Consider the following 12,218-nt stretch of genomic DNA (forward strand, 5'->3'; position numbering starts at 1 on the left):
CCGCGGGCGCGCTGGTCTGAGCCTGCGACAGACCTGGGACGTGGGCGTCACGTTCGGTCTGCGACCATGGATCCCATGCGGAAACGAGGTTCCATACGGCTTGCCGTCGGCGCGGTTTGCGGTGTTTTGTCGGTGATGTCCCTTGCGGCGTGCGGGGCTTCGGACCACGGCACCGCGCGCGGCGGGGACGACGCACCGCAGCGCAAGACGGCCCTGAAGCGCGTGCCCGGCATCGGGGACCGGCTCTGGGAGCGGGTGCCGGCCGGTACCCGTCAGGTCGTCGCCGTGTATGGCGCCGGCAGGAACTCCCCCGACTCCACCGTCGCCCTCTTCACCGAGCACGGCTCCACCTGGAAGCAGGAGCGCACCTGGCCGGCGCACAACGGGCGCAAGGGCTGGACGACGGACCACCACGAGGGTGATCTGCGCAGTCCGGTGGGCGTCTTCACACTGAGCGACGCGGGCGGTGTGCTCGGCGCGCCGGGCGTGAAGCTGCCGTACACCCGGTCCGCGACCTTCCAGGCGCCGCACTACTGGAAGAAGCCGTACTGGCACGACTTCGACTACGTCGTCGCCATCGACTACAACCGCGTCAAGGGCACTCCGCCGAACGACCCGACGCGGCCCCAGGGGCAGTCGAAGGGCGGCAGCATCTGGCTGCACATGGACCACGGCAGCGGCACGTCGGCGTGCGTGAGCCAGTCCAGGTCGGCCATGGAGTACCTGCTGCGCACCCTCGACCCCAAGCTGCACCCCGTCGTGGTGATGGGAGACAGGGCCGACCTGAAGGCCTGAGCGAGGACCGCGCGAAGCCGGAGCGCGCACGGCGGAGGACGCACGGCCGGATCCCCGAGGGCGAACCGCGCGAAGCCGGAGCGCGCACGGCGGAGGACGCACGACCGGATCCCCGAGGGCGAACCGCGCGAAGCCGGAGCGCGGACCGCGGAGGACGCACGACCGGATCCCCGAGGGCGAACCGCGCGAAGCCGGAGCGCGGACCGCGGAGGACGCACGACCGGGTCCCCGAGGGCGAACCGCGCGGAGTCGGAGCACCGGCCGGACGTGCGCGGAGCCGGACGGCCGGCTCCGCGCTCGGCGTGTCAGGCGTGGCGGTGCCGCCAGCCCTGCCAGGCGGAGTCGATCATGTCGTCCAGGCCGCGGCGGGCGGTCCAGCCCAGTTCCGCCCGGATGCGGTCCGCCGACGCGACCACCCTCGCCGGGTCTCCGGCACGGCGGCCCGCCACCTCGGGCGCCAGGCTTTCGTTGCCGGTCGTCTTCAGGATGCGGTCCACCATCTCCCGGACCGAACTGCCCTCGCCCCGGCCGATGTTGAGGACGAGCGAGGTCCCCGCCGGTGCCTCGCGCAGCCGTACCACGGCCGCCTGGTGGGCGGAGGCGATGTCCTGGACGTGAATGTAGTCACGTACGCAGGTGCCGTCCGGCGTGGCGTAGTCGTCACCGAAGATCCGGGGCGCCTCGCCGGCCTCGAGCCGCTCGAACACCATGGGGATGAGGTTGAAGACGCCCGCGTCGGACAGCTCCGGGGCGGCGGCGCCGGCCACGTTGAAGTAGCGCAGGGACACGGCCCGCAGGCCGTGGGCCTTGGCGGCGGCGGCGATCAGCCACTCGCCGACCAGTTTCGTCTCGCCGTAGGGGCTCATGGGGACGCACGGGGTGTCCTCGGTCACGAGGTCGACGTCCGGCATGCCGTAGACGGCGGCGGACGAGGAGAAGACGATCCGCTCGACACCGGTGGCGGCCATCGCCTCCAGCAGGGTCTGCAGACCGGTGACGTTCTCCCGGTAGTAGTGGAGCGGCCGCTCCACCGACTCGCCGACCTGCTTCTTGGCTGCGATGTGCACCACACCCGTCACGGCATGGTCACGAATCGTCCGCTCCAGGAGAGCCTGGTCCAGCACACTGCCCACCACCAGCGGGACATCGCCGGGGAGCCGGTCGGCGCTGCCGGTCGACAGGTCGTCGTAGACGACCACGTGCTCACCGCTCTCCGTCATGGCGCGCACCACATGCGCACCGATGTACCCGGCGCCGCCCGTGACCAGCCAGCTCATTCCCGTGCCTCCTCGGTCTACGTCAGTGGAAAGCAGACTCGTCCATGGACTGCGGAAAATCGAGTCGGACATTCCAGAACAACTGCGGCAAATCCAGACGGTAATGGCGGTACAGGGAGAAGCTGTTGAGCCGGTCCTGATGGGACAATGTCCCACGCGGGCGGCGGTATCGCCCCTGCGGCTGTTCCGTGATGTGAACGCCCGGCTACCTCGCTCACGGAAACTTCAAGTGAATCCCTTACGCTGATGCGGCGACGCGCTCATGCCGTCGGCAGGCGGAGCGTGCTCTGGCCTCGGTCCACGCTCTCGTGATCAGTCTCGGAACAGGTTGTAAGGATGCCCAGACTCTCTCTCGTCATCCCTGTCTACAAGGTGCAGGGCTACCTCGCCGAGTGCCTGGACTCGGTGCTCGGGCAGGACTACACGGACTTCGAGATCATCGCGGTCGACGACCACTCACCGGACGGCTCGGGCGCCATCCTCGACGAGTACGCGCAACGCGACGCTCGGATCCACGTGATTCACCTCACGGAGAACGTGGGGCTCGGCCGTGCGCGCAACGCGGGCATGGAGAAGGTACGGGGCGACTACGTCCTCTTCCTGGACAGTGACGACACCCTGACCGACGGCGCCCTGCGGGCGATAGCCGAACGGCTGGAAGCCGCCGGCGACCCCGAGATACTCGTCTACGACTACTCCCGCAGCTACTGGGACGGCCGGGTGCGGCCCAACCAGCGCGCCGAGCTGCTCCAGCCCGACGGCCCGGAGACGTTCCCGCTCTCCGAGCGGCCGCAGCTGCTCAACCTGCTGCAGATCGTCTGGAACAAGGCCTACCGCCGGGACTTCGTCACCGAGAACGGGCTCACCTTCCCGCCCGGTTACTACGAGGACGCCCCCTGGACGTTCTGCTCCATGATCAGCGCCGAGCACATCGCCGTGCTGAACCGCGTCTGCGTGATGTACCGGCAGCGCCGCGAGGGCGGCAACATCCTGAAGACGGTCAGCCGTAAGCACTTCGACGTCTTCGACCAGTACCGCCGCGTCTTCGACTACCTCGACGCCCGCCCCGAACTGGCCCAGTGGCGCGCGCCGTTGTTCCGCAAGATGACCGACCACTTCCTGACCATCCTGGAGCGGCCCGACCGCCTGCCCGCGGATGCCCGGGTGGAGTTCTTCCACCGCGCCGCCGCCGACTACCGCGCCCGGCTCCCGCAGGGCTTCCAGCGGCCGGGCGGAGGCCGCGGCCACAAGTACGCGATGCTGGAGAAGGACGCGTACACCGCCATGGCGGGCGCCACCGCCGCCGTGAAGCTGCGCAGGGCGGTCAGGACCCGTACCCGCACGGCCATCAACCGCTCCAAGCGCAGCGCGATGGGCGTCTTCTACCAGTCGCAGCTGAGGCTGCCGCTGGACGAGAACCTGGCTCTCTTCTCCGCCTACTGGAGCCGCAGCGTCTCCTGCAACCCGGCGGCCGTCGACGCCGAACTCGCCCGGCTCGCCCCGCACGTCCGCCGGGTCTGGGCCGTCCGGCCCGACGCCGTGGACCGGGTGCCCGAGGGCGTGGAGTTCGTGCGGGTCGGCTCCAAGGAGTACTGGGCCGCGCTCGCCCGCGCCAAGTACCTGGTCAACAACGTGAACTTCGCCGACAGCGTGGTCAAGCGCGCGGGCCAGGTCCATCTTCAGACCCACCACGGCACCCCGCTCAAGACCATGGGCCTCGACCAGCGCAAGTACCCCGCCTCGACGGACATGGACTTCGACAAGCTCCTGGAGCGCTGCGACCGCTGGGACTTCAGCATCAGCTCCAACCGCTTCTCCACGGCCGTCTGGGAGCGGGTGTACCCGTGCTCCTACGAGTCCCTGGAGTCCGGCTACCCCCGCAACGACGTCCTGGTCAACGGCACGGCGGACGACGTGCGCCGGGCCCGCGCGGCGCTGGGGCTCGCCGACGGCGCCAAGGCGTACCTGTACATGCCCACCCACCGCGAGTACCAGCCCGGCTTCGTGCCGAGCCTCGACCTCGCCCGCCTCGCCGACGAGCTGGGTCCCGACGTGACCCTCCTGGTGCGCGGCCACTACTTCTACGGCGCCGGCTCCTCCCACGTGGCCGAGCTGCGCCGCACCGGGCGGATCGTCGACGTGTCGGGGCACACCCGGGTGGAGGAGCTGTACCTCGCCGCGGACGCGCTGATCACGGACTACTCCTCCGCGATGTTCGACTACGCCGTCCTCGACCGGCCGATCGTCATCTACGCGCCCGACTGGGACATCTACTCCGCCGTGCGCGGCACCTACTTCAACCTGCTCCAGGAGTCGCCGGGCGCGGTGGCCACCTCACAGGCCGAACTGATCCGGCTGCTCGGATCGGACGAGTACGGCGGGCAGGAGGCGGCCGCGCGCCGCGCCGCCTTCCGCCGTCGGTTCTGCGAGTTCGACGACGGGCGCGCCGCCGAACGCGTGGTGCGGCGGGTCTTCCTCGGCGAGACGCAGCCCCTGCCCTTCGTGCCCTTCGCCGAGCGTTCCCACGCTCCGGCCCCCGCCCAGGCGCTCGCAGCCGTCGAGCGGGCCTGACCTTCGAGAAGGAGATCGACAAGCATGGCCCCTCGGCTCAGTGTCATCGTCCCCATGTACGACGTCGAGCACTACCTGCCGGCCTGCCTGGACTCGCTGGCGGCGCAGACGTACGAGGACTTCGAGGTCCTGATGGTGGACGACGGCTCCCCCGACGGCTCCGCCGCGATAGCCGAGTCCTACGCAGCCCGCGACCCGCGGTTCCGGCTGATCCGCAAGGAGAACGGAGGCCTGGGGGCCGCCCGTAACACGGGCATCGCCCACATCTCCCCCGAGGCGGAGTTCCTGACGTTCGTCGACAGCGACGACCTCATCCCGCCGGACGCCTACCGCCTGATGGTCGGCAGCCTCGACGAGACCGGCTCCGACTTCGCCACCGGCAACGTCTTCCACCTCAAGGGCGAGAAGACCTGGCAGGTCCCGCTGATGCGGATGCTCGCCGGCGAGGCCCGCCAGCGCACCCACATCGCCGAGTACGCCAAGCTCGTCGCCGACCGAATAGCCTGCAACAAGGTGTTCCGCCGGACGTTCTGGGAGAAGCACGGCTTCGCCTTCCCCGAGGGCCGGCTGTACGAGGACACGCCCGTCACCATGCGGGCGCACTACCTCGCCGACGCCGTCGACGTGATCTCCGAGGCCTGCTACTACTGGCGGCTGCGCGAGGGCGAGTCCGCCCCCTCCATCACACAGCGCCGTACCGACCCGGCCGGTGTCCGCGACCGCGTCACCTCCGTCCTGGAGATCAGCGACTTCCTGGGCAGGCAGTCCGGCGACACCTTCGCCCGCCTCAAGCAGGAGTACGACACCCGCGTCCTCGTCGACGACCTGCGGCTGTTCCTCAACGTGGTGCCCGACGGCGACGAGGAGTACCGCGCCGAGTTCCTGCGGTCGGCCAACCGCTTCATGGACCACATCGACCCCAAGGTCGTGATGTCCCTGCCCACCCACCTGCGGGTGCAGTGGCTGCTGGTCCGCAAGCACCAGCTCGACGAGCTGATCACCCTGCTGGCCTCGCAGCGGCGCAAGGAGGCCATCGAGGTCAGCGGCCTGGTCCGCAAGTACGCGTCCTTCCCCGCCCTGGCCGACGCCGAGCTGGAACTCCCGCGCAAGGCGCTGCGCATCGACCAGGACCTGACCATGCGGGCCCCGCTGCATGACGTCGCCTGGTCCGACGGCAAGCTGGTGCTGGGCGGCCACGCCTGGATCGACAAGATCGACCTGCCCTCGAAGCGCTCGTCCGTCAAGGTCCTGCAGCTGCGCAAGGACAAGTCCCGCCGCCGCGTCGTGCTGCCCACCCGGAACGTGGAGCGCCCCGAGCGCACCACCGACTCCGGCCAGGACCGGTACAACTACGACTGGGCCGGCTGGGAGGTCACCCTCGACCCGGCGAAGCTGCGCAAGGGCGGTGAGTGGCAGGAGGGCCTGTGGCACGTGGGCCTCGGCCTGTACGCCTCCGGCCTGGTGCGCCGTGCCGCCGTGCAGTCCAGCGGCGGCGCCGCCTGCAACTTCCCGCCGTACCGCTGGCTCAGCCCCGACTTCCGGATGCTGCCGTCGGTCGAGCGCGGTGCGCTCAAGCTGCGCATCGAGAAGGTCCGCGCGCTGGTCACCGGCTGGACGCTCGAGGGTGACCTGCTGCGGGTGTCCGGCGACATCCGGGTGCCGCTGGCGGCGGGCGAGCGCGTGACGCTGCGCCTGAAGAACCAGAAGGGCGCCGAGGTCCACGAATACCCGGTCGAGGTGACCGAGGTCGACGACACCCGCCGGTTCTCTGCCGAGGTCCCGGTGGCCGACGTGGCGCTGGTCTTCCACGAGGGTGTCGACGCCCTGGCCCAGCCGGAGAAGCGTGTCTGGTCGACCGCGCTGATCGCCACCGACCCGCAGGGCACCGAGCGCCAGTTCAGCACGGTGATGCAGGAGGGGCTGGCCGACGGACGGTTCGACCTGCCCGCCTCGCTGGGCGAACAGGCCCAGCTGTGCGAACTGGCCGTGGTCGGCGGCCACAACGGCTATCTGAAGCTGGCCGGCCGCACCCGCCGCGCCGTCATCGACCGGGTCGGCCTGACGGACGGCCGGATCACCATCGCCGGACGCACCGACGCCCGGCTCACCGGCGCCCGTCTGCTGCTCAAGCCCCGCAGCCGCTTCGAGGAGCGGTTCGTGGAGCCGCGCTGGTTCGAGGACGGCCGCTTCGAGGTCGCCTTCGACCCCTCCACCCTCGGTGGCAACGGCAACCTGCCGCTGCGCGCGGGCCGTTGGAACCTCTTCCTGCGCCCGGCCGACGGCGAGGGCCCCGACGTGCCCTTCGTCACCGACCGGCTCGCGGCGGGCCAGTTCCCGCTCCGCGCAGAACTGGGCGGCCGCCGCTACTGGCTGGAGAACCGCTGGGCCGACTTCCCCCAGCTGAACTGCCGTTCGGAACTCGACGACCTCGAGCGCGGCCCGTACCGGCAGAAGCAGCTGCGCCAGGAGGTCTACGCGCCCCTGCGCCGGCAGCCGCTGAAGGACCAGGTCTTCTACCTCAGCTACAACGGCAAGCAGTTCTCGGACAGCCCGCGGGCGATGTACGAGGAGCTGGTGGCCCGTGGCTCGGACCTCAAGCACCTGTGGGCCGTGCGCGACGGCCAGGTCGTGCTGCCCGAGGGCGTGGAGCGGATCCGCATGTGGGGCACCGAGTGGTACGAGGCCCTGGCCTCCAGCCGCTACATCGTCACCAACGGCCACCTGCCGGACTGGATCGAGCGGCGCCCCGGGCAGGTCATCGTCCAGACCTGGCACGGCACGATGCTGAAGAAGATCGGCCACGACATCGACACCCTGCACTTCGACCGCCGCTACCAGGAGAAGCTGGCGCTGGAGGCGAAGCAGTGGAGCATGGTGGTCTCCTCCAACCGGTTCAGCACACCGATCCTGAAGCGCGCCTTCTCCTACGACGGGGAGATCCTGGAGGCGGGCTACCCCCGCAACGACTACCTGTACTCGCCGGACAAGGACGCCATCGCCGACCGGGTGAAGAAGCAGCTCGGCCTGCCGGCGGGCAAGAAGGTCGTGCTCTACGCGCCGACCTGGCGGGACGACCAGGCGCACAGCCAGGGCCAGTACCTGTTCGACCTGCGGATCGACATCGAGGACGCGCAGCGGCGGCTCGGTGACGACCACGTCCTGCTCATCCGCCGCCACTCCAACGTGGTGGACGCGGTGCCCGGCGCCGGCAACGGCTTCGTGTGGGACGTGTCGGAGTACCCGGACATCGCCGAGCTGTACCTGGCGGCCGACATCATGATCACGGACTACTCGTCGGTCATGTTCGACTACGCCCACCTGAAGCGGCCGATGCTCTTCTTCACCTACGACCTGGAGCACTACCGGGACACCCTGCGCGGCTTCTACTTCGACTTCGAGGCGGACTCGCCCGGCCCGCTGGTCTTCACCTCCAAGGAGCTGGTCGACGCGATCCGGGACATCGATACGGTGTCCGCCGAGTACCAGGACCGCTTCGACCGCTTCCACCACCTGTTCTGCGACCTGGACGACGGCCACGCCTCGGCGCGGGTCCTGGACCGGATGCTGGAGCAGGCCAAGGAGCTGTGAGCGAGCACGGAGAAAGGGGCGGGGCCCGGAGGACGTCCTCCGGGCCCCGCCCCTTTTCCCGCTGTGCCGTCTCCGGGAGAGTTCGCCGCCGCCTTCGGGCCCGGGCGCGGTCGACGTCAGCGCTTCAGGCGGTCGACGCCGCGCTTCGGGTGGTCAACGCCCGCGCTTCAGACGGCGTTTGACGCCCCTGAGCACGGTGGCGGGGGTGTACCGGCCGAGCCCTCGCGGCCGGGGGGCCGGCTCGCCGGCGGGGGCGGCCTGCGGCTTCGGCCCGGACTCCGCCTCGGGCTTGGGCTTGGGCTTGGGCTTCGGTTCGGGCCTCGGGACCAGCGTGGTGAGCGCGGTGAGTTCCTCGACGAGTCCCTCGGAGATCAGCAGGCAGCGCAGCCGGGACAGCGGCGGCAGCCCGGCCACCAGCGCCTGCGGCATGAAGTCGCGCAACAGCTCCGCGGCCAGCTTCACGTGCAGGGCGCGGGTGTCCTCGGGCAGACCGGGGAAGCGCCGGTCGAAGCGGCCGAGGATCTCCAGGGTCAGCCAGCGCTGGAGCAGCTTGTCGCGCCCGTCGCCGGCCGGGACGTGCGCCACCAGGATGTCCAGCACCTCGCGCACGTTCGCGTAGAACGGTGCGGGGTCCGGGACCTCCCGGGTGAGGTGCGGGAAGTCGTCGCGGCGGACCAGGTAGTAGCAGTCGTAGTCGGACACGACCGAGATCGACCGGGCCAGCAGATAGGCCCGCACGACGAACACCTGCTCCTCGGCCAGGCGCAGCCCCTCCGCGAACCGCAGGCCGTGCTCCTCGACCAGCGAGCGACGGAACAGCTTGTGCGCGGTGAGGGACCAGACCCCATGGGAGGTGAAGATGTCACCACCGTCCACGTTCGCCCGGAACGGGGTCACCGGGGCCTTGCGCCCCACACCCTTGATCTTGCCCAGCACCACGTCGGAGTCGTTGCGCCCGGCGGCGGCGACCAGGCGTTCCAGCGCCTCGGTCCCCAGGTAGTCGTCAGGATCGGCGAAGAACAGGAACTCGCCCTCGGCCATGTCGATGGCCCGGTTGCGCGGGCCGCCCGGTGCGCCGGAGTTCTCCTGGTGCACCACCCGGACCCGGCCGGGATGGCGCTCCGCCCACTCGTCGAGCAGCTCACCACTGCCGTCGGTGGAGCCGTCGTCCACGGCGACGATCTCGAGTCGCTCGAATCCGAGGGACTGGCCGGCGATCGAGTGCAAGCACTCCGGCAGGTGGTCGACCGCGTTGTACACCGGAATGATCACGGAAACGACAGGACGGTTGTCGGGCCCGGAGCCCATAACTGATTCCCCCATAGAACACGACGTGCACGCGGTGAGGGGGGTCGGTCGGGACGCCCCTCACCGCAATCGGTCATGTCACCCTATCGTCGTCCACCCGCCGACTCGGTTTCACCCGCGCGGCGGTTGACACGAAGTGCTGTAAAGGTGGTGTAACAGCCGAAGGGCTGCCACTCGGCGGAACCGGGCCCCGCGGGGCCCGGAAGGGGTGCCTAGAAGGGGTTGAAGTCGTCGAACTCCTGCTGCGACTCGTCGCGTTCGACCTCCCGGTCCCTGCGGCGCTGGGCCGCGGGCCGGGGCGCCTCGAAGCGGTGGTCCTCACCGCGGCGGCCGAGCATCTCCGCGCCGGCCATGACCGTCGGCTCCCAGTCGAAGACGACCGCGTTCTCCTCGGGGCCGATGGCGACGCCGTCGCCGGAGCGGGCGCCCGCCTTCATCAGCTTCTCTTCCACACCGAGCCGGTTGAGCCGGTCGGCGAGGTAGCCGACGGCCTCGTCGTTGTTGAAGTCGGTCTGGCGGACCCAGCGTTCGGGCTTCTCGCCGCGCACCCGGAACAGCGGCTCGCCGCCGGAGTCCTCGCGGGTGACGGTGAAGCCCGCGTCGTCCACGGCCCTGGGCCGGATGACGATGCGTGTCGCCTCCTCCTTCGGCTTGGCGGCGCGCGCCGCGGCGACGACCTCGCCGAGTGCGAAGGTCAGCTCCCTGAGCCCGATGTGGGCCACCGCCGACACCTCGAAGACGCGGTAGCCGCGCGCCTCCAGGTCGGGGCGGACCATCTCGGCGAGGTCCTTGCCGTCGGGCACGTCGACCTTGTTCAGGACGACCATCCGGGGCCGGTTGTCCAGACCGCCGTACTGCCGCAGTTCCTCCTCGATGATGTCGAGGTCGGAGAGCGGGTCGCGGTCGGACTCCAGGGTCGCGGTGTCCAGCACGTGCACCAGCACGCTGCACCGCTCCACGTGCCGCAGGAACTCGAGGCCGAGGCCCTTGCCCTGGCTGGCGCCGGGGATCAGACCCGGCACGTCGGCGATGGTGTACACCGTGGAACCGGCGGTGACGACGCCCAGGTTGGGCACCAGCGTCGTGAAGGGGTAGTCGGCGATCTTCGGCTTGGCCGCGCTGAGCACCGAGATCAGCGAGGACTTGCCGGCGCTCGGGTAGCCGACGAGGGCCACGTCGGCGACGGTCTTCAGCTCCAGCACGATGTCCTGGAGGTCCCCGGGCACGCCCAGCAGCGCGAAGCCGGGCGCCTTGCGGCGGGCGCTGGCCAGCGCCGCGTTGCCCAGTCCGCCCCGGCCGCCCTGCGCGGCGACGTACGAGGTGCCGTGGCCGACCAGGTCGGCCAGCACGTTGCCCGCACCGTCCAGGACGACCGTGCCGTCCGGCACCGGCAGGACCAGGTCCTCGCCGTCCTTGCCGGAACGGTTGCCGCCCTCACCGGGCTTGCCGTTGGTGGCCTTGCGGTGCGGGGAGTGGTGGTAGTCGAGAAGCGTGGTCACGGACTGGTCGACGGTCAGGATGACGTCGCCGCCCCGGCCGCCGTTGCCGCCGTCGGGGCCGCCGAGCGGCTTGAACTTCTCACGGTGGACGGAGGCACAGCCGTGGCCTCCGTTACCCGCGGCGACATGCAGTTCGACGCGGTCCACGAAGGTGGTCATGGTGGGTGCCTCCAGCACTTCGGTACGTACGGGTATGTCTACTGCGTAACACGCGAAAGGCGGACCCGCCTTCCCGACCGGGAAGTGAGGTCCGCCTCGCGGAACGGAACGTTCGGTCTGAGCCCGGATTCAGGCGACTCAGGCGACCGGAACGATGTTCACGACCTTGCGGCCACGGTGGCTGCCGAACTCCACCGCACCGGCCTGGAGGGCGAACAGCGTGTCGTCGCCGCCACGGCCGACGCCGGCGCCGGGGTGGAAGTGGGTGCCACGCTGGCGGACCAGGATCTCACCGGCGTTCACGACCTGACCGCCGAAGCGCTTCACGCCGAGCCGCTGGGCATTGGAGTCGCGACCGTTCCGGGTGGACGATGCGCCCTTCTTGTGTGCCATTTCTCCTCAGTCCCTTACTTCGCAGCCGCGGGAATCGACGTGACCTTGATCGCCGTGTACTGCTGGCGGTGGCCCTGACGACGGCGGTAGCCGGTCTTGTTCTTGTAGCGCAGAATGTCGATCTTCTGGCCCTTGTGGTGGTCCACGATCTCGGCCTGGACCTTGATGCCGGCCAGCACCCAGGGGTCGCTGGTCACGGAGTCGCCGTCGACAACGAGCAGGGTCGAGAGCTCGACCGTGTCGCCAACCTTGCCAGTGGAAATCTTGTCAACCTCAACGATGTCGCCGACAGCAACCTTGTGCTGGCGACCACCGCTGCGCACGATGGCGTACACGCGGGTCTCACTTTCGCTCGAAGAAACGGCACCCCCGCAGGCCAGCCGCCCGAAACACAACGGACAACCTCTCCCGGCCAACCGAGTGTCCGGGAGGAAGAGGTTTACGGGGATGTGGCGTGTTCAGTGGACACGCCGACGGTCAAGGTTACGGGCCCGGACCGTAGGGGTCAAACCGGGCCCCGATCCGCCGTCCGCGGCGAACGGCGGCCCCGCGGACGGCGTCGGCACGGCGGTGGGGGGGGGGGCCCGGGCCGCGGGGGCCCGCGGGGGGGCGGGGGGGAGGGGGGGAC

General features: G+C 70.2%; 8 protein-coding genes. 3 read left to right on the top strand and 5 right to left on the bottom strand.

What is annotated here, in order from left to right; translation table 11 throughout:
- The first annotated feature begins 75 nt into the window (after positions 1 to 75).
- Positions 76 to 795 carry a hypothetical protein gene (locus tag ABVB68_RS07270; RefSeq protein WP_503006029.1) on the top strand — a complete coding sequence of 240 codons (720 nt, stop codon included), beginning with the start codon at positions 76 to 78 and terminating at the stop codon, positions 793 to 795.
- Between the two features lie 305 nt (positions 796 to 1,100).
- On the opposite strand, the gene galE is transcribed toward ABVB68_RS07270, so the two are convergent.
- Positions 1,101 to 2,072 (bottom strand): UDP-glucose 4-epimerase GalE, encoded by a 972-nt coding sequence (gene galE, locus ABVB68_RS07275; protein ID WP_353600031.1) that lies wholly within the window; start codon positions 2,070 to 2,072, stop codon positions 1,101 to 1,103.
- Between the two features lie 336 nt (positions 2,073 to 2,408).
- Here galE and ABVB68_RS07280 point away from each other — a divergent pair, with 336 nt between their 5' ends.
- Together ABVB68_RS07280 and ABVB68_RS07285 are read left to right on the top strand one after the other, a co-directional pair.
- Complete coding sequence (locus tag ABVB68_RS07280) at positions 2,409 to 4,643, top strand: bifunctional glycosyltransferase/CDP-glycerol:glycerophosphate glycerophosphotransferase (protein WP_353600032.1); 2,235 nt, start codon at positions 2,409 to 2,411, stop codon at positions 4,641 to 4,643.
- Between the two features lie 24 nt (positions 4,644 to 4,667).
- The gene (locus ABVB68_RS07285; RefSeq protein WP_353600033.1) at positions 4,668 to 8,231 is read left to right on the top strand and encodes a bifunctional glycosyltransferase/CDP-glycerol:glycerophosphate glycerophosphotransferase; all 3,564 of its coding nucleotides are present in this window, start codon (positions 4,668 to 4,670) and stop codon (positions 8,229 to 8,231) included.
- A 153-nt stretch (positions 8,232 to 8,384) separates the two neighbouring features.
- On the opposite strand, the gene ABVB68_RS07290 is transcribed toward ABVB68_RS07285, so the two are convergent.
- The 4 genes from ABVB68_RS07290 to rplU form a co-directional block, all read right to left on the bottom strand.
- A complete protein-coding gene (locus ABVB68_RS07290; RefSeq protein ID WP_353600034.1) occupies positions 8,385 to 9,503 on the bottom strand; it encodes a glycosyltransferase family 2 protein in 1,119 nt (372 codons plus the stop codon).
- Positions 9,504 to 9,751: 248 nt separating this feature from the next.
- Complete coding sequence (gene obgE / locus ABVB68_RS07295; RefSeq protein ID WP_353600035.1) at positions 9,752 to 11,197, bottom strand: GTPase ObgE; 1,446 nt, start codon at positions 11,195 to 11,197, stop codon at positions 9,752 to 9,754.
- A gap of 138 nt (positions 11,198 to 11,335) precedes the next feature.
- Positions 11,336 to 11,590: a 50S ribosomal protein L27 gene (gene rpmA, locus ABVB68_RS07300; protein WP_061922958.1), complete on the bottom strand. Its 255-nt coding sequence runs from the start codon at positions 11,588 to 11,590 to the stop codon at positions 11,336 to 11,338.
- Positions 11,591 to 11,604: 14 nt separating this feature from the next.
- A complete protein-coding gene (gene rplU, locus ABVB68_RS07305) occupies positions 11,605 to 11,925 on the bottom strand; it encodes a 50S ribosomal protein L21 (protein ID WP_353600036.1) in 321 nt (106 codons plus the stop codon).
- Between the last annotated feature and the right edge of the window lie 293 nt (positions 11,926 to 12,218).

The organism is Streptomyces sp. NPDC096012, from assembly GCF_040426375.1.
Lineage (GTDB): Bacteria > Actinomycetota > Actinomycetes > Streptomycetales > Streptomycetaceae > Streptomyces.